Consider the following 18,046-nt stretch of genomic DNA (forward strand, 5'->3'; position numbering starts at 1 on the left):
GATAAAGAAGTGTCTACTGTCAGAAGTTACAGGTGACAGTAAGGTAAATCGGTGGAGAGTTTTTTATGCACTCCCTGCATAAAACCCATTCCCCAAATGCACTTGCCGAACACCCCCACGTCTAGCGAAATGTCTCACCTGTCCCACTGACCGGTGAACTCCATGCCCACCCCATCCAACCCCGTGCGCAACGTGCTGTACATCATGTGCGATCAACTGCGCCGCGATTACCTGTCCTGCTACGGCCACCCGCATCTGCATACACCGAATATCGATCGCCTCGCCGCTCAAGGGGTGCGTTTCAGCCGTGCCTATACCCAAGGCACGATTTGCGGTCCTTCAAGGATGTCGGCCTACACCGGGCGCTATGTCAGCAGCCATCAAGTGGCCTGGAACGCGGTGCCGTTGCCGCTGGATGAATTGACGATCGGCGATTACCTGCGACCTCACGGCATCCGCACCGCGCTGGTCGGCAAGACCCATGCGACGGCCAATGTCGACGCCTTGCAGCGTCTGGCGATCAACCCGCAAAGCGCGCAAGCCGAGTTGCTCAATGAGGTCGGCTTCGAACCGTACCTGCGCCACGACGGTATCTACCCCGACGATCCGTCATTCGACGACAAGCGCGAATCCGCGCCCTATACCCAATACCTGCGCGCGCAGGGCTTCGATGGCAACAATCCCTGGCACGACTGGGCGAATGCCGCCGAAGGCGAGAACGGTGAAATCCTCAGCGGCTGGAAAATGCGTCATGCGAATTTGCCAGCACGAATTCCCGAGCAACACTCAGAGACTGTCTACACTACAAATCGGGCCATCGACTTCATCGCTGAGCAAGGCGAGAAATCCTGGTGTTTACACCTCTCGTACATCAAACCGCATTGGCCTTACATCGTACCGGCACCGTACCACGCCTTGTACAGTACGAAATCGATTCTTCAACCGGTCCGCGCGGCGCCCTCCGTAGCCAGCAAACACCCCGTATACATTGCCTTTCGCCAGCATGAGGAAAGCCTCAACTTTTCCCGCGATTCAGTACGATTGACTGTCATCCCCACGTACATGGGCCTGATCAAGCAAGTGGATGATCAGTTGGGGCGGCTGTTCGATTTTCTGCAGAGCAACGGGCGTTGGGATGACACGTTGATCGTGTTCACCAGCGATCACGGCGATTTCCTTGGCGATCATTGGCTCGGTGAGAAGGAGTTTTTGCTCGAGCAGGCGGTGGGCGTGCCGTTGATCGTGCGCGACCCTCGGGCGGCGGCGGATGTCACTCGCGGCACTGTCGATGAGCGGCTGGCGGAAACCATCGATGCGCTGCCGACGTTTCTTCAAGCGTTGGGATTAGCGGGCGCGGAACACCGGCTGGAAGGGCGTTCCTTGATCCCGCTGCTGCACGGGGAAAATCCCGATTGGCGCCGCTATGCGATCAGCGAATACGACTACGCCTTCCAGGCCCCGGCGCGGGAACGCCTCGGCCAGCCGATCGACCGGTGCCGCATGACCATGGTGCGCAGCGAGCGCTGGAAATACCTGGCGTACGACGGGTTTAGACCGCAGTTGTTTGATCTGTTGAATGATCCGCAGGAGCTGAATGATCTGGGTGAGGACCCGGCGTACGCGGCGATGCGCGAGGAGCATGCGGGGTATCTGTTTGAGTGGATGCGTGGATTGAAGCGGCGGACGACGATCAGCCATCCGGAGATCGATTTGCGCGGGCAGCGGTTTCGTTATGGTGAGCCGGAAACCGAGAAGGTTGTTCAGATTGGTGTGTGGTAGCTGTGATCAAATGATCGTTCCCACGCTCCGCGTGGGAACGCAGCCCGGGACGCTCCGCGTCCCAAAACCGGACGCAGAGCGTCCGTTGAGGCATTCCCACGCAGAGCGTGGGAACGATCAATGTGGGAGCGAGCCTGCTCGCGAAGAGGCCAATCAGACGCCGACGATATCCGGACCTTTGATGGTCTGACTTCGCTGCCCACTCACCCCCACTGGCACCTCGCCCTTGAGCGTCACCCGGCGCACCACGCGATCCTGGGTGCCGTAATCATCAATCGCGTAATGCTGCGTCGAGCGGTTGTCCCAGATCGCCACATCTCCAGCCTGCCAGCGCCAGCGCACGGTGTTTTCCTGGCGGATCACATGGCTCTGCAGCAAACCGAACAGGTGTGCCGAATCTGCCTGTGAATAACCTTTGATGCGTTTGACGAAATGCCCCAGCAGCAAGCTCTTCTCGCCGCTGATCGGGTGCACGCGCACCACCGGGTGCTCGGTTTCGTAGACAGTCGAGGTGAAGACTTTGCGATAGCGCTCCAGCTTCTCTGCCGAGACGTCCGGCTTCGCACCGGCGTAGTCGTACTCGTTGCTGTGCACAGCGGTCAGTTTGTCGGCCAGCTCACGCAGCTCGCTCGGCAAGCCGCTGTATGCCGTTGCGGTGTTGGCCCACAGCGTATCGCCGCCGAAGGCCGGGGCGACCACCGAGCGCAGGATCGAGGCTTTCGGGTAAGCGTCGACGAAAGTCACGTCGGTGTGCCAGGAGTTGGCGCGCTGACCTTCGGCGCCGTCCAGCTCGAGCAGGTAACGGGTGCCTTCGCGCGATGGCACGGTCGGGTGTGCCACCGGTTCGCCAAGCAGATGGGCGAAGGCTTCCTGACGCTGATCGTCGAGTTGCGTCTGCTCGCGGAAGAACAGCACTTTGTATTCGACCAAGGCTTGCTGGATGGCTTCGACAGTGGCGGCGTCCAGCTCACCGGACAGATGCACGCCGCGGATTTCGGCACCGATACGACCGGCTACCGGGTGAATTTCCAGCGCGTGAGAAACGGGTTTTACGGCGAGTGCGGCATTGCTCATGGGAAGACCCTCATCGACGGTTTGCGGTTTTGGCGGCAGCGAAACAACGCTCTATCTATATTCCAATTACATCTAATAGATATTCATATGCTTCGTTGACGGAATAAGAGCTTGCATTTAAAACCTCAAGCAACCCTCGTCGCAAATGCCTTCGAGCTATTTTTAGGATGCCGGAAAAGCATATGGATCTTCGCCAGTTGCGCTACTTCATCGCCCTCAACGAACACCGCAGTTTTGTCCGTGCGGCAGACGCCATGGGCATCACTCAACCGGCGTTCAGCCGCAGCATTCAGGGGCTGGAGCAGGAGTTCGGTTGCGTGCTGGTCGATCGTGGCAACAAGGATCTGCGTCCGACGCCCGAGGGCCAGGTGGTGCTGCAACATGCCTTGAGCCTGGTGCAGGGCGCAGCGTTGCTCAGCGCTGAAGTGACGCAAATGACCAAGCTTGACGCCGGCGAAGTGCATTTTGGTTGCGGGCCGGCGCCAGCGGTGAAACTGGTGCCCGATGCGGTGGCGCAGTTCATCAATGCGCATCCGAAAGTGCGCACCTGTTTTCAGGTGGATAACTGGGAAAAACTCAGCCGCGCGCTGAGCCGCGAAGAGATTGAATTCTTCATCGCCGATATCCGCCATTTCGAGTCCGACCCTAATTTCCAGACGCAACCGCTGACGCCCAAGCGCGGGGTGTTTTTCTGCCGGCCGGGGCATCCGTTGCTGGCCAAGGAAAGCCTGTCGACCAACGACATGTTCGACTTTCCCCTGGCCGCCACCCTGATCCCGCCAGGCATTCGCAAGCTGCTGGCGAACCTCAGCGGGCGCATCGATTTCTCGCCGACCATCGAGACCGAGCACTTTCCGGCACTGGTCAAAGTGGTGCTGCAATCCAATGCAATCGGCGTCGGCACGGAGGAGGCGTTTATTGAGGATGTCGCCAAGGGTTCGCTGGTGCTGTTGCACTGGCGCAACCTGCCGCAGAACCTCGAAAGCATGAACGCCCGCTGCGGCATCGTCAGCCGCACCGGATTCCGGTTGTCGCCGGCGGCGAGGGCAATGATCGAGACGTTGGTCGCGGTGGATCGGCAGGACGTCAGCGTCGCCGTCTGAAAAACCTTCGTGGCACACGCCGATCGTTCCCACGCTCTGCGTGGGAATGAAACCCGTGACGCTCTGCGTCACAAAGGACGCGGAGCGTCCTCGGCTGCATTCCCACGCGGAGCGTGGGAACGATCTGGAAAGACGCTGGAGATCTAAAGCCTGGCTGCAGAAAGCTCTGGCGCCACCCAATCGCTGACCTTGAACGGCTTGCGGATCAGCTTCTGCTGCGCCGCCAGGTCGACCTTGTCCTGCAGGCCGCTCAAGAACACCGGATCCAGTGTCGACGGGAAAATCTCGCTGAGATTCTGGTCCTTCAGATCCTGAGCCAGAATCACCGGCGGATAACTGGCCAGCCCTGATACCAGCTGCACATACGCATCCTTGTTGCTGTCCTGAGTCAGCCACTCGACCGCTTGCTGCTGCGCCTTGAGCAGTTTCGCAATGACCTCTGGATGGGCGTCGACAAACTTGCCATTACCCAGCAACACCGCCTGCACGCTGCCAGCGCCGCCAAGGTCCTTGGTGTTGAGCGGCAATTCCGCCAGGCCTTTGGCTTGCAAGGCACTCAGCGCGGAGCTGCCCCACGAGGCATCAATCTGCTTGGCCGCGAGCGCCGAGACCGCCGCGTTGAAATCCAGATTGATCACCTTCAGATCCTTCTCGCTCAGGCCCTGACTGGCCAGCGCCGCATCGAACGACAGTTGCGTTGCCGTTCCGCGAAAGATCGCCACGCGTTTGCCCTTGAGATCCTGCAGGGTCTTGATTCCCGAGCCGGGCACCACGCCGAGGTATTGCTTGACCCCACGCGCCGTGGCGCTGAGCAGGCGCGTGTCCAGACCATTGGATTTGCCGATGATCGCGGCCAGATCGCCAAGATAGGCCAGATCGACCTGCCCATTGGCAAACGCCTCATTGATCACCGGCCCGGCGCCCTTGAAGAAACTCCACTGGATCTTGATGCCCTGCTCGGCGAAGGCCTTTTCGAAGATCTGCTGATCGCGCAGCACATCGACGATGCCGCCGCCGCTGTGTTGAGTGCCGGCGCTGAGGTCGGGCACGGCGATGCGGATTTCCTTGAGTTCTTCGGCTTGGGCGCCAAGCGCAAGAAAGCCTGCAAGCGCCGGGGCGGCCAGCCGGCTGATGATTCGTTTGAAGGGAAGGTTCATGGGTGCGGCTCCTTGATCGCTGAGGAGCCGAAAGTAGGCTGGATGCATACCTTCACTTAAATACTATAAATGCACATTTTTATATCCATATGACCTAAGTGAGGGCGTGTGCGGCTTGCAGCGCGATATGCATTAACAGCATCGAAAATATTCTTCGAATGCATTGGATGCGCGTAAGCAGGCAAGCCTTAAATGGATTCGCTTATCTCCCGATAGCATCTAACGCAACGCTGTTAGATCAGTTTCATATATGACGAAACCCAATGTGGGAGCGAGCCTGCTCGCGAAGAGGCCATGCCAGCCGCCATCAATGCTGCCTTAAAACAGCCATTTCGCGAGCAGGCTCGCTCCCACATGAAAAGCGGTTCGCCATGCAACCCGACAACGGAGGTCACCCATGGCCCGTCAATCTCTGCTCAGCCTGCCGCTGGCCGCGCCGCCACTGAAAAGCCGTCGCACCTGGCCGAGCCTGAATCAACGCCTGTTGCCCTGGCTGTTGCCCGTCAGCCTGTTCGTCCTGTGGTGGCTGGCCGCGCGTAATCAGTGGATGAGCGAGCAGATCCTGCCGGCGCCATCGCTGGTGTGGAGCAGCGCTGTGGAACTGGCCCAAGGCGAGTTGTGGAGTCATTTGTGGATCAGCCTGCAACGGTTGTTCTGGGGCTTGTTGGCAGGCGTTTCGACCGGCGCGGTGCTTGGCGCCGCACTGGGTTTCAGTCGACGTCTGGTGCGCCTGGTTTTTCCGACATTCGCTGGATTGGCGCAGGTGCCGACGCTGGCGTGGATTCCGCTGTTCATGGTGTTTTTTGGCATCGGCGAACTGCTGAAACTGGTGGTGCTGATCAAGGCCATTGTGGTGCCGGTGACCTTGCACACACTGGTTGGCGTACGCGATGCACAACCGAAACTGCGCGAAGCCGCCGCCGTGTTGCGCCTGCCGGCGCATCTGCTGATTCGTCGTCTGGTGCTTCCCGCTGCGCTGCCGGCGTTCATGGCTGGCGTGCGCCTGGCACTCGCCGCCGGCTGGACCTCGTTGCTGGCGGTCGAGCTGCTGGCCTCCAGCGAAGGCATCGGCTATCTGATGGTCTGGGCGCGGCAGTTGTTCATGCTCGACATCGTGTTCGTGTGCATCGTGGTCATCGGTCTGATCGGCGTGGCCATGGATCGCGGCATCGGTCTGCTCGACCGCAGACTGGTGCACTGGCCGCACCCGGCCACCGCGCACATCACACGCGGCCCGCGCTATCAGGGCTGGCAGCGCCTGCAGCCGTGGCTGTTGCCGCTGGGCTTGTTGGCGCTCTGGCAACACGCCAATGATCAGCACTGGGTCGACGCGAATATTCTGATCAGCCCTGCGGCTGTGCTGAGCACGACATGGGACGGACTGCTCGACGGTACGCTGGTCAACGGCATGGCGCTGAGCCTGAGCCGCACCCTGGGCGGCTTGCTGATCGGTGGCGGCCTCGGTTTCGCCCTGGGCTTGCTCCTCGGCCTGTCACGTCTCAGCGAACGCCTGCTCGGCCCGACACTCGCCGCACTGCGGCAGATCGCGATTTTCGCCTGGGTGCCACTGCTCACCGCGTGGTTCGGTCTCGGCGAACTGGCCAAGTGGGTGTTCGTCGCTCTCGCCGCCTTCTTCCCGCTGTTCATCGCCACCCAGCGCAGCATCGCCAATCTGTCGCCGCAACTCAACGAAGCCGCGCAAGTGCTGCGCCTGAGCCTCGGCCAGCGCCTGCGTCGACTGGTCCTGCCCGGTGCTGCGCCGGGGATCTTCGCAGGGCTCAGATTGAGCCTGATCTACGCCTGGCTCGGCACCATCGGCGCTGAATACTTCATGCCGTCCAATGGCGGCATCGGCAGCCAGATGATCGGCGCGCAGCAGCTGCTGCGCATGGATCTGATCATGGCCGGCATGCTGCTGGTCGGCCTCACCGGCGCCCTGCTCAACCTGATCGGCCAACGCCTGGAAATTCGCGCGACCCGCTGGAGACACGCATGAACGCACCGATTGTCAGCTTCAACCACGTAGGCAAATCCTTCGCCGTCAACGGTTTCGAACTGGAGGCGATCCGCGAATTCAACCTGGACATTGCCGAGGGCGAGTTCGTCGCCATCGTCGGCTCCAGCGGCTGCGGCAAATCCACTTTGCTGCGTTTGCTGGTCGGCCTCGACACCGAGTTTCGCGGGCAGATCAGTGTCGATGGCAAGGCCGTCAGCGGCATCGGCGGCGAGCGCGGCATCGTCTTCCAGGAACATCGTCTGTTTCCGTGGCTGACGGTCGCCGACAACATCGGCCTGGGTCTGGTCAATGAACCGCTGAGCGGAGCGCAGAAGCAACAACGCATCAAAGACTTTATCGAGCTGGTCGGCCTCAGCGATTTCACCGCGGCCTATCCGCATCAACTCTCCGGCGGCATGGCGCAACGCGTGGCGATCGCGCGCGGCCTCGTCGCCAGCCCACGCATCCTGCTACTTGATGAACCCTTCGGCGCCCTCGACGCATTGACCCGCCAGCAAATGCAGGACGAGCTGCTGGCGATCCGCGAGCGGGCACAGATCACCACGATTCTGGTGACCCACGATGTCGAGGAAGCGATTTTTATGGCCGACCGCGTGGTGGTGATGGAGCCGCGTCCGGGGCGGATCAAGCAAGTGGTCGACATCGCCCTGCCGCACCCGCGCCAACGCAGCGGTTACGACTTTCATCAGCTGCGCGAAGAACTGCTGCACGAGCTGACCAGTGATGACCATTACCAACCGAGCGCAGCGGTGCAGATCCGCGATCTGCCGCTGACGTTCATTGCCTGCTGAACAGGAGTTTCGCGATGCCGCAACGTCCCAACTTTCTAGTGATTCTGGCCGACGACCTGGGCTTTTCCGACATCGGCGCGTTCGGCGGCGAAATCGCTACGCCGAACCTCGATGCGCTGGCCGAGAACGGCCTGCGCCTGACCGATTTCCACACCGCACCGACCTGCTCGCCGACGCGCTCGATGCTGCTGACCGGCACCGATCACCACATCGCCGGTATTGGCACCATGGCCGAAGCGTTGACCCCGGAACTGATCGGCAAACCCGGTTACGAGGGCTACCTCAACGACCGCGTCGTCGCGCTGCCTGAGCTGCTGCGTGAGGCTGGTTACCAAACTTTGATGAGTGGTAAATGGCATCTCGGTCTTAAGGCCGAACTGGCGCCTCATGCGCGCGGTTTCGAGCGCTCGTTTTCACTGTTGCCGGGCGCTGCCAACCACTATGGTTTCGAGCCGACCTACGATGAGCAAACGCCGGGCCTGCTGAAATCCACCCCGGCGCTGTACATCGAGGACGATCAGTTTGTTGACGTGTTGCCGAAGGATTTCTATTCCTCCGATGCCTTCGGCGACAAGCTGCTGCAGTACCTCAGGGAGCGCGATCAGACCCGGCCGTTCTTCGCTTACCTGCCCTTCTCCGCGCCGCACTGGCCGCTGCAGGCACCGGCCGAGATCGTCGAGAAATACCGTGGCCGTTATGACGCCGGCCCGCAAGTGCTGCGCCTCGAACGCCTGGAAAAACTCAAGGCGCTGGGCCTGATCGACGCGGAAGTCGAGCCGCACCCGCTGATTCAGCTCAGCGCGCAGTGGGACGCGTTGAGCGATGAACAAAAGCAGATTTCCGCACGAGCCATGGAGGTCTACGCGGCGATGGTCGAGCGCATGGACTGGAACATCGGCCGGGTCATCGATTACCTGCGCCAGCAGGGACAGCTCGACAACACGTTCATCCTGTTCATGTCCGACAACGGGGCCGAAGGCGCGCTGCTGGAAGCGTTCCCCAAGTTCGGCCCGGAGCTGATGACCTACCTCAACCAGCATTACGACAACAGCCTCGACAACATCGGCCGGGCCAATTCCTACGTCTGGTACGGGCCGAACTGGGCGCAAGTGGCAACCGCGCCGTCACGCTTGTTCAAGGCTTTCACCACCGAGGGCGGGATCCGCGTGCCGGCGCTGCTGCACTATCCGCAACTGCCGCTGAAAGGGCAGATCAGCCATGGTTTCGGCACGGTGATGGACATCACCCCGACCATTCTCGATCTGGCTGGCGTGCGGCATCCGGGCAAACAGTGGAAAGGCAAAGCGGTGGCGCCACTGCGCGGTAAATCATGGCTGGGCTTCCTGTCCGGCGAGACCGCGCAGGTGCATGACGAACACACCGTGACAGGGTGGGAATTGTTCGGACGCCGGGCGATTCGCCAAGGGTCGTGGAAGGCGGTGTGGATTCCCGGACCGGTCGGTCCGGCGACCTGGCAGCTTTATGATCTGGCGAGCGATCCAGGGGAGATTCATGATCTGGCGTTGAGTCAGCCGCAGAAACTCACTGACTTGATCGGGCATTGGCAGCGGTATGTGGAAGAGACCGGAGTGATCCTCAGTGCTTCGCCGTTTCAGCCGGATTGAACCAAGATCAAAAGCCCCCCTCACCCCAGCCCTCTCCCTGAGGGAGAGGGGGAAAGGGAGCAGATCTTCATGCTTTTCCAACCTGAGGTCGGCTCGAAATTTCAGGTCGATGTATCCAGCATAAACAGCTAGATCAGTCCCCTCTCCCCTGGGAGAGGGTTAGGGTGAGGGGCATCTGTCAGGCCTCCACCGCCTCCCCGGACACCACTTCCTCATCTCCGCGCACAAACCGGTTCGCCCGGCCAAACGTGCCGAAGTCATTGAAGCGCACGCCCATCTCGCGCATCACCTTGTGCGCCACCGGCACGGTCATCTGACGAATGTAAAACGGCTCCTTGACCACGAAATGATGAATCCCGTGACTGCTGCCGAAGTTGAAGCAGAACGCTTGCAACGGCCACAGCCACCAAGGGTTCAGCACCTGGCATTGCTGCAGCACATTGCCCGGTTCGACGTCGCCGTAGTAATGCATGTTCGAGCTGATGAAGTGCAGGCAAAAAGTGCGCAACACATTCGGGCCGATGATCACCACGGCGGCGATATCGACCACCTGCATCACCGACAGCGTGGTGGCCGACCATTCGATGGGCGAGCCCAGCAAATGCGCGATGCCATTGGCCGCGTGAAAGCCGAGAAACACATACCACGCGCCCCAATGCAGCAGCGCCAGCGGTGCGTAGACTTTGAGCACGCGTTTGCCGATGCTCCACTTGTGTGCCCAGGTCCTGGCGCGGAGCAGGCGGATAAACGCCGACATGACGTTATCGCCAACCATCAGCAGACGGGCAAAACCCCACGGCTCGCCGTTGGTGATTGCGCGCTCTTCCATGTCGGCTTCAGTGCCGGAAACCTTGTGATGGTTGAGGTGCAGATGACGACGGATCCACGGATTGATCGTGCTCGGTCGCGCCAGCCAGACCAGGCCCATCATCAGGTTGTGCGGCACGCGCTGCTTGCGGAAGTACATGCTGTGGATCAGGTCGTGTTCCAGCTCATGGGTCAGCGAGGCGAAAAAAGCATTGAACAGCAGGCACACCCACCAGGCCATATGGCCAGTGATGTACAGCGCCGCCGAGCCGATCATCCCGGCCAGCGCGAACGCCAGAATCCCCGCACCGAGGGCATCCTGATGCCGAAGAATCGGGTAGCGCTCACGCAATTGCGCACCTTTGGTCAGCACCACTTGGCGAATATGTGCCGAGCGCTGCGCCGCATTCAGTCGTTCAGGGCTTGCAGAAGTACCGTCCATGCTTCCATCCTCGGGTCTAAGATGAATGCATCGTGCCTTGCCGGGGTTCGATCCGCGCTAGCCAAGAACGCCAACCTGTTGACCGGACGCGCCAATCCGCATGAAGGAACCGACCTCCCTCGCCAGCTGGACCCGCGCCTTGCGCAAACAACTCGACGCGCTCGGGCTGGACAGCCTTGCCTTGTGCCAACAGGCCGGGCTCGACCCAGCGCTGATGGACGACCCCAATGCGCGCTATCCGCTGTCCGGTACCACGCGCCTGTGGGCACTCGCCGTGCAGGCCAGCGGCGACCCGGCGCTGGGCTTGCGCGTGTCGCGTTTCGTCAGCCCGACCACCTTCCACGCGCTCGGTTATGCACTGGTGGCCAGCGGCAGCTTGCGCGAGGTGTTCGAGCGCATCGTGCGCTATCACCCGGTGGTCAGCGATGCGCTGGAACTGGAGCTGAGCCGCAGCGAAGACCGCTATCAATTCCGCCTGAAAATCCCGCCCGGCAACCCGGCGCCGGCCGTCGAAGCCATCGACGCCTTCGCGGCGATCTACGTGCGCACCTGCCGCAATCGCCTCGGCCGTGATTACGCACCATTGGCGGTGTACTTGCGCCGCCCCGAACCGAGCGACGCCCAGCAATGGCACAAAGTCTTCCGCGCGCCGGTGCATTTTTGCGCCGCCGAAGACCGCCTGGAATTCGCCCTCGGCGACTTCGACAGCCACCTCGACGACGCCAACCCGGAACTGGCCGAACACAACGAAGCCGTACTCAAACGCACCCTCGCCCAGCTCAAACCGCTGACCTGGGAGCGCAAGGTGCGCGATGCCATTGAAGAACAACTGCCCGAAGGCGAACCGAGCGCCGAACGCATCGCCCAGGCCTTGCACCTGAGCCTGCGCAGCCTGCAGCGGCATCTGGCGGATGAGGGCTGTCGCTTCGACACCCTGCTCAACGAAAGCCGTGAAAACCTCGCGCTGCTGCACCTGCGCGACCCGCAGTGCTCGTTGAGTGAAGTCAGCTATCTGCTGGGGTTCGCCGACACCAGCAGCTTCAGCCGCGCGTTCAAGCGCTGGACAGGAATGACGCCGGGGCAGTTTCGGGATCAGTTGCGCTGAGTTTCAACTGTTGCGCAGGCTGCGCGCCAGACCGGCCGACCATTGTTCGATCATTGCAGCGCCCACCTCTGCGAAGGCAGGATGATTTGCGCTGTACTCCGCCATTTCGCCCAGCGCTTGCTGTACACCCTGCGCGACCATTTGCAGTAACTGATTGCAACGCGCTTCACTTAGATTGCAGGCCGTACGACCAAACTTGGTAAGCATTTTATGCTTGGGCCACGCCTTCGAACCGCCCAACAGCAGTGCCATGCTATCGCTCTTGATGTACACCGACGTGGTGATGATGTCGTACGCCGGAGCCAGCCTGATCAATGAGTGCTCGCCACAATCCTCATAGAGCACGCCAAAGTTTTTCAGGTGGGCATCGCCGTTTTTCAATGCCGCCGATAAAACGACAATCTTGAAGAAAGCTTCCAGTGCGCGCTTGAGTAATGAGGGCGAAACAAACGCCTTGATCTGCCGTGCGACTCCTTCGTAAGAGCCATCGTATTTGGCCTTCGACGGCCAGCCGTTGAGCACGCAAAAGTCTTCGAAGCCGAGGTATCCGGTGTCGCTCAAGTCAAAACGCTCGATGACGAGAAATTTGCCATGCTCGCTGAGTTCGAAATGCGGCACGTCGAGGCCACAAAGTTGCGCAGCGCGCATGCAGAAAAATTCGTTGGTTGCCAGCTCGGGATACTCTTCGGCACGGAAGGCTTTGACCAGATGAGTCGAGCCTCGGTGCGTCAGTCGGTCTATTGCAGCGGCACTGTCACGCACCAATACTTTGGGCTGCACGCCTGAAACCCCGGAATACTGCCCGTAAGTCTGCAAAAGATCTTCGAACAAACCTTGCGCACCATCATGAACCAATAATTCAGCGAGCGAGGTTTCAGGCGGACGATCAATTGTCGATGCGCTCGTGATCGAAAGACGCCCGAGTTGATGCGGGCCGACGATACCTAGCAAAGCGAAGTCATCGAAGCCGCGCACGGCTTTGCTGAACCGCCGCATCAACTCATCGCGCAACGCACCCTCAGGCAGGTTCATCTCGAATATCGGATGGATGCCGCGTTCACAACCATAACTTTCCAGGCGTGTCGGCATGGTCAGCGAAACGGCATTTTCATCAATCGCATCGTCCCGATAGCTGAACACGCTGTCGACACCTGCGTTCCCGCGCCCCAATCTTCCAACCTCATGGCCGCCGACGCAGACTTGCAAGCGGTCCAATACCTCAGTCATGGAAGTTCACCTTGCGCAGCGTGTCGAGTGTCGGACGTCGAGAGGCGCGGGGGATTGCGGCCAATTCGTAGCCGAATCCGTTAAGAATGGCTTCGACTTTGCGCAAACCGATTTCCGAGATTGTGTTGTTTTCAATCCCCGAGATTGTTGCGCGGCTCATGCCGTATTGCTGCGCCAAAGCTTGTTGGGACAGCTTTTCGGCCTTACGCAAGCTTCTAATCAAGTCGCCAATTTTTTCCATCACCGCCCCAAATGCATTGCTTACAATGCAAAATCCACCTAGAAATTAAAATGCATCATAAAGAATGCAATTAAATGAGCTTAGCGTAGATGGTCAGCCATCGCTAACGTCTTAACACCGCCCCACAAACCCCAGCTCAAAAACAGTGCCGTCGGCGTCACTCCTCACCCGCACCTGCCCGCCATGCAACTGCATGATCGACTGCACGATCGCCAAACCCAGCCCACCCGAATCTCCCGGTTCCGCACGTGAAGGATCGACGCGGTAGAAGCGGTCAAACAGTTTGCCCAGATGCTCAGGCGCGATGACCGGGCCGTGGTTGTGCACTTGCAGCCAGCACATACCCGGTTCATCACGGCGTTGCAGGCTGATCAGGGTGCCGGGGTCGGCGTGGCGTACGGCGTTGGCCAGCAGGTTGCCGAGGGCGCGTTGCAGCAGTTGCTGGTCGGCGAGCAATTCGCCGTGCATGCGGTTTTGCAGCTGGAGATTGCGATCATCGGCCAGGGCTTCGAAGTAATCGCAGAGTTCGTCGCCGACGTTGCGCAAGTCCAGTGTGTGCAGATTGAGCGCACGTTCGGCCTGTTCGGCGCGGGCGAGGAACATCAGGTTCTCGGCCATGCGCTTGAGCCGTTCGAACTCTTCCATGTTCGAGGCCAGCACTTCCTGATATTCGGCCGTGCTGCGCGGATGGTTCAGCGCCTGGCCGTTGCTGGCCAGCAAGGTGTGCAGCGGCGTGCGGATTTCGTGGGCAAGGTCGGCGGAGAACTGCGACAGGCGCTGCACGCTGTCGTCCAGCCGCGCCAGCATGGTGTTGAGCGCGTGCACCGGTTCGCGCAGTTCGCTCGGCGTGCCGTCGACCGGCAGGCGTCGATCGAGGCTGCGCAGATCGATACTGCGAACCGCTTCGCTCAACTGATGCAAGGGCTGCAAGCCACGCCGCAGCAACAGCAGGCCCAGAGCAAAAGCGAGCAACGCGCCGAGGCCGACGGACAGATACAGACGCAGGCGATAACTGCCGAGCATCTGCTCGCGCTCGCTGAGCACTTTGCCGGCGATCACCGTGAGGGTTTCACCGTTGGGGCCTTGCGCCTGGCCGGACAGCAAGGCCAGCTCAGCGCCGTCACTGGCCTGCCAGGTGAGCACGTCACGGCGCTCTGGCATTTGCTCTCGCGCTAATGCATTGAGCGCCGGCAATTCACGCTGGCGCGGGTTGATCGCGATCACGCTGGAGCCGTCGGCCCGGCGCACCAGCAGCAGACTGTCGAGATTACCGAGCATGTTCTGATACAACCGTGGCCGCGCCTGCAAAGCGTCGAGGCTGTCGCTGTCGGCGAGCAAGGCGCGCACTTGCTCGAGGCGACCGAGCAGGGCCATGTCGTCACGAAAGGCCAATTCAGAGGCCAGCGAGCGGTAGAGAAACACGCCGATTGCGCTCAGCACCAGCGCGCAGACCATGGCGAAGGCCAGCGCCAATCGCCAGGCGATCGACTTACTCCACATCGTCCGGCGCTTCCAGTTGATAACCGACGCCGCGCACGGTGTGGATAAGTTTCGGCATGTACGGATCGTCAACCTTGGCGCGCAAACGCCGGACGGCGACTTCGACCATGTTGGTGTCGCTGTCGAAATTCAGGTTCCACACCTGCGAGGCGATCAGCGTGCGCGAAAGCACTTCGCCCTGGCGGCTGGCGAGCAGCTGCAACAGGGCGAATTCCTTGTTGGTCAGGGCAATGCGCTGGCCGCCGCGACTGACCCGGCGGCGCAGCACGTCGATTTCCAGGTCGGCGATGCTGTACGACTCGGCTTCGCGCATCGGCCCGCGCCGCAGCAGCGTGCGCACGCGCGCGAGCAGTTCGGCGAAGGCGAAGGGTTTGAGCAGGTAGTCATCAGCGCCCAGCTCAAGACCACGGACGCGGTCTTCGATGGCGTCCTTGGCGGTGAGAAACAGCACCGGTGTAGCGCCGCGCTGGCGGATCAGCTGGAGCAATTGCCAGCCGTTTAGACCGGGCAGCATCACGTCGAGGATGATCAGGTCGTATTCCTGCTGCTCGATAAAATAGCGGCCGTCGAGGCCATTGAGCGCAACATCCACGGCGAAACCCGACTCGCCCAGGCCCTTGGCGAGGAAGTTGGCGGTTTTGGCTTCATCTTCTACGACCAGCAAACGCATGGCACACCTCGATTGATCAGGCACACAGGCTAGGCGTGTTCGGCGCCGTTGCCCATTACAAACTTGTAATCCGCCTGACGGGGTTCTGACGAAGTGCGCCGGTTAAGGTGCAGACCTTCTCAATCGGAGCCTGCACATGACCGTCAAATACCTTGTCGCCAGCCTGATCCTCGGCCTCAGCGGCGCTGCAAGTGCCACGCCAGAACTGCCGCGCCACGCCGATCTCGACCTGAAAACCGCACGCTGGCTGGCGGACAAGGCGATGAGCAGTTGCACCGGCACGGTGTCGGTGCTCGACCGTGGCGGTAACTTGCTGGTGACGTTGCGTGGTGACGGCGTCGGGCCGCACAACACCGCCGCCAGCCAACGCAAGGCCTACACCGCGCTGTCGACCAAGACGCCGACGCGGCTGTTCGCCGAGCGCGCCCGCAGCAACCCGGAAACCGCCAACCTCAACACCCTCGATGAATTGCTCTTGCTCGGCGGCGGCATTCCGTTGTTCGCCGGCAGCGAACTGGTCGGCGCCATGGGCGTGGCCGGTTCCGGCGGCGGTGAACAAGACGAAAACTGCGCCCGCGCCGCCGCCGACAAAGCCGGCCTGAGCATCACCCGTTCCCACTAAGGAGATACACCATGACCACCCTGCGCATGACCCTCGCCGTGCTCGGCCTGAGCGCTGTTTCCAGCCTGGCGCTGGCCGCCGGCAATCCGCTGAGCGTGCACGTGCTCAACCTGGAAAACGGCCTGCCGTCACCGGGCATCAATGTCACCTTGGAAAAACACGTCGGCGAAAACTGGCAACCACTGGCCCAAGGCACCACCAACGAGCAAGGGCGGATCGCCGAGCTTTTCCCGGCCAAACAGCCTTTTGAAGCAGGTGAATACCGCGTGGTGTTCAAGACCGGCGAGTACTACCAGAAGATCAAGCACGAGACGTTCTTCCCGGAAATTCCGGTGATCTTTCAGGTCAAGCAGACAGATCAGCACTACCACATCCCGCTGCTGCTGAGCCCGTACGGTTTCTCGACCTATCGCGGTTCGTAATCCAAACGCAGATCCTTTGTAGGAGTGAGCCTTTGTGGTGAGGGGATTTATCCCCGCTGGAGTGCGCAGCAGTCCCTTTTTCAGGGCCGCTTCGCGCCCCAGCGGGGATAAATCCCCTCGCCACAGGTGCCAGTTCCGACATTGGATCGGTTTCAGTTTTCAGATCGTGGCCAGAGCACGCAGTCTTGCGGCATCGAGGATTTCGATTTCGCCGTAAGCCAACCCGATAATCCCCTGCCCCTGCAGATCCTTGAGGATCTGATTGGTGGTCTGCCGCGACAGCGACAGCATCGCCGCCAACTGCTCCTGCGGCAGTTGCAGCACCCGACGCGGTGCGTCGAGTTCGCCGTAGCCTTCGGCGATCATCAGCAAGCGATGCGCCAGACGTGCCGGGGCTGGCAGCAGGCTCAGCTGTTCGAGATTGATGAAGGCCAGGCGCAATTTGTGGCTCATCAGCAGCGCCAGATGCCGCCAGTACTGCGGCTGTTCGTCGAGCAATTTGAGCAACGCCGCCTGGGGAATATTCAGCAAGGTACACGGCCCGACCGCATAGGCGTCATGGGTACGTGGCTGACCGTCGAACAGGCAGATTTCGCCGAACCAGTGCGGCGCCTCCACCAGACTCAACAACGCCTCCTTGCCCTGCTCGCTCACCGCGCCGATACGCACTGCGCCATCGAGCACCGCGTACAGACCGCACGGCGCATCGCCACGCTGGAACAGCCGTTGCCCCGCCGTCAGCCGCCGCTCCCGGGCCAACGCCAGCAGGCTATCCTGAAAAGATGCAGGCAGATGACTGAACCACTGGCCGCTGAGCAACCGTGCACGAATTTGCATAACCACTCCTGGAGTGTCGCCTGCCCGACAGAGCGAACGCGGATCCCGAGGGATGATGCATTCAACCCCACTGGAGGAACAACAATGAAAAGCCTCGTCGACCACCTCAGTCAATACGCCGCCTACCACCGTGACCCGCGCAACATCGCCAGCCACTTTATCGGCATTCCGCTGATCGTGGTGGCGGTGGCGGTGCTGCTGTCACGGCCGCAGTGGGAGCTGGGCGGGCTGTGGATATCTCCGGCCGTTGTGGTGGCGCTGGCCTCGGCGTGGTTTTACCTGCGTCTGGAGTTGAAGCTCGGTGTATTGATGACCGTACTGATGGGGCTGTCGGTGTGGGCCGGGCATGCACTGGCGCAACAGAGCACCCTGGTCTGGCTGAGCAGCGGCCTGGCGATGTTCGTGATCGGCTGGGTGATCCAGTTTGTCGGGCATCACTATGAAGGGCGCAAACCAGCATTTGTCGATGACATCAGCGGGCTGATTGTCGGGCCGTTGTTTGTCGTGGCCGAGCTGGCGTTCTTGCTCGGGCTGCGGCAGGAATTGAAACAAGAGATCGAGTTGCGGGCGGGGGTGGTGCGGGTCAATCCGAATCGCGCTGCTGTCTAGATCGTATTCGCGAACAGG

Annotated in this window: 17 protein-coding genes; 9 read left to right on the forward strand and 8 right to left on the reverse strand. The window is 60.9% G+C overall.

Annotated features, from left to right (window positions below):
- The first annotated feature begins 162 nt into the window (after positions 1-162).
- A complete protein-coding gene (locus ACYSTU_RS10200; RefSeq protein WP_476312179.1) occupies positions 163-1,779 on the forward strand; it encodes an alkaline phosphatase family protein in 1,617 nt (538 codons plus the stop codon).
- A 153-nt stretch (positions 1,780-1,932) separates the two neighbouring features.
- Here the strand turns inward: ACYSTU_RS10200 and ACYSTU_RS10205 are convergent, their stop codons facing one another.
- Positions 1,933-2,853 (reverse strand): TauD/TfdA dioxygenase family protein, encoded by a 921-nt coding sequence (locus ACYSTU_RS10205; RefSeq protein WP_024011146.1) that lies wholly within the window; start codon positions 2,851-2,853, stop codon positions 1,933-1,935.
- Positions 2,854-3,035: 182 nt separating this feature from the next.
- Between ACYSTU_RS10205 and ACYSTU_RS10210 the strand changes: the two genes are divergently transcribed.
- Positions 3,036-3,956, forward strand: coding sequence for a LysR family transcriptional regulator (locus ACYSTU_RS10210; protein WP_039756363.1), 921 nt, complete (start codon positions 3,036-3,038; stop codon positions 3,954-3,956).
- 143 nt (positions 3,957-4,099) lie between these two features.
- Here the strand turns inward: ACYSTU_RS10210 and ACYSTU_RS10215 are convergent, their stop codons facing one another.
- Positions 4,100-5,113 (reverse strand): ABC transporter substrate-binding protein, encoded by a 1,014-nt coding sequence (locus tag ACYSTU_RS10215; protein ID WP_110602250.1) that lies wholly within the window; start codon positions 5,111-5,113, stop codon positions 4,100-4,102.
- Positions 5,114-5,510: 397 nt separating this feature from the next.
- Between ACYSTU_RS10215 and ACYSTU_RS10220 the strand changes: the two genes are divergently transcribed.
- Genes ACYSTU_RS10220 through ACYSTU_RS10230 form a run of 3 tightly spaced genes read left to right on the forward strand, consistent with a single transcriptional unit; the run spans position 5,511 to position 9,546 of the window.
- On the forward strand, positions 5,511-7,109 hold the full coding sequence (locus ACYSTU_RS10220) for an ABC transporter permease (RefSeq protein ID WP_498997985.1): 1,599 nt from the start codon (positions 5,511-5,513) through the stop codon (positions 7,107-7,109).
- Complete coding sequence (locus tag ACYSTU_RS10225) at positions 7,106-7,921, forward strand: ABC transporter ATP-binding protein (RefSeq protein WP_498997988.1); 816 nt, start codon at positions 7,106-7,108, stop codon at positions 7,919-7,921. Before ACYSTU_RS10220 ends, ACYSTU_RS10225 begins: the two co-directional genes overlap by 4 nt.
- A 14-nt stretch (positions 7,922-7,935) precedes the next feature.
- Positions 7,936-9,546, forward strand: coding sequence for an arylsulfatase (locus ACYSTU_RS10230; protein WP_498997992.1), 1,611 nt, complete (start codon positions 7,936-7,938; stop codon positions 9,544-9,546).
- Between the two features lie 178 nt (positions 9,547-9,724).
- On the opposite strand, the gene ACYSTU_RS10235 is transcribed toward ACYSTU_RS10230, so the two are convergent.
- Positions 9,725-10,795, reverse strand: a complete 1,071-nt coding sequence (locus tag ACYSTU_RS10235) for a fatty acid desaturase (RefSeq protein WP_498997995.1) — start codon at positions 10,793-10,795, stop codon at positions 9,725-9,727.
- A gap of 100 nt (positions 10,796-10,895) precedes the next feature.
- On the opposite strand from ACYSTU_RS10235, the gene ACYSTU_RS10240 reads away from it, so the two are divergent.
- A complete protein-coding gene (locus ACYSTU_RS10240) occupies positions 10,896-11,900 on the forward strand; it encodes an AraC family transcriptional regulator (protein ID WP_125918259.1) in 1,005 nt (334 codons plus the stop codon).
- Positions 11,901-11,903: 3 nt separating this feature from the next.
- Here ACYSTU_RS10240 and ACYSTU_RS10245 read toward each other — a convergent pair whose 3' ends face one another.
- The 4 genes from ACYSTU_RS10245 to ACYSTU_RS10260 all read right to left on the reverse strand — a co-directional run bounded on the left by ACYSTU_RS10245 (position 11,904) and on the right by ACYSTU_RS10260 (position 15,538).
- The gene (locus tag ACYSTU_RS10245) at positions 11,904-13,127 is read right to left on the reverse strand and encodes a type II toxin-antitoxin system HipA family toxin (RefSeq protein ID WP_498998000.1); all 1,224 of its coding nucleotides are present in this window, start codon (positions 13,125-13,127) and stop codon (positions 11,904-11,906) included.
- The gene (locus tag ACYSTU_RS10250) at positions 13,120-13,368 is read right to left on the reverse strand and encodes a helix-turn-helix domain-containing protein (protein ID WP_024011140.1); all 249 of its coding nucleotides are present in this window, start codon (positions 13,366-13,368) and stop codon (positions 13,120-13,122) included. The genes ACYSTU_RS10245 and ACYSTU_RS10250 overlap by 8 nt, the downstream gene beginning before the upstream one ends.
- A 111-nt stretch (positions 13,369-13,479) precedes the next feature.
- Positions 13,480-14,868 carry a heavy metal sensor histidine kinase gene (locus ACYSTU_RS10255; protein WP_498998004.1) on the reverse strand — a complete coding sequence of 463 codons (1,389 nt, stop codon included), beginning with the start codon at positions 14,866-14,868 and terminating at the stop codon, positions 13,480-13,482.
- The gene (locus ACYSTU_RS10260) at positions 14,858-15,538 is read right to left on the reverse strand and encodes a heavy metal response regulator transcription factor (RefSeq protein ID WP_041477440.1); all 681 of its coding nucleotides are present in this window, start codon (positions 15,536-15,538) and stop codon (positions 14,858-14,860) included. The genes ACYSTU_RS10255 and ACYSTU_RS10260 overlap by 11 nt, the downstream gene beginning before the upstream one ends.
- Before the next feature lie 136 nt (positions 15,539-15,674).
- On the opposite strand from ACYSTU_RS10260, the gene ACYSTU_RS10265 reads away from it, so the two are divergent.
- Both ACYSTU_RS10265 and uraH read left to right on the forward strand, forming a co-directional pair.
- Positions 15,675-16,160 carry a GlcG/HbpS family heme-binding protein gene (locus tag ACYSTU_RS10265; protein ID WP_122611176.1) on the forward strand — a complete coding sequence of 162 codons (486 nt, stop codon included), beginning with the start codon at positions 15,675-15,677 and terminating at the stop codon, positions 16,158-16,160.
- Positions 16,161-16,171: 11 nt separating this feature from the next.
- A complete protein-coding gene (uraH, locus tag ACYSTU_RS10270; RefSeq protein WP_039756340.1) occupies positions 16,172-16,582 on the forward strand; it encodes a hydroxyisourate hydrolase in 411 nt (136 codons plus the stop codon).
- A 159-nt stretch (positions 16,583-16,741) separates the two neighbouring features.
- On the opposite strand, the gene ACYSTU_RS10275 is transcribed toward uraH, so the two are convergent.
- On the reverse strand, positions 16,742-17,419 hold the full coding sequence (locus ACYSTU_RS10275; RefSeq protein WP_122698853.1) for a Crp/Fnr family transcriptional regulator: 678 nt from the start codon (positions 17,417-17,419) through the stop codon (positions 16,742-16,744).
- 84 nt (positions 17,420-17,503) lie between these two features.
- Between ACYSTU_RS10275 and ACYSTU_RS10280 the strand changes: the two genes are divergently transcribed.
- Positions 17,504-18,028: an Mpo1 family 2-hydroxy fatty acid dioxygenase gene (locus ACYSTU_RS10280; protein WP_073471486.1), complete on the forward strand. Its 525-nt coding sequence runs from the start codon at positions 17,504-17,506 to the stop codon at positions 18,026-18,028.
- Positions 18,029-18,046 lie beyond the last annotated feature (18 nt).

This window comes from Pseudomonas glycinis, from assembly GCF_054871425.1.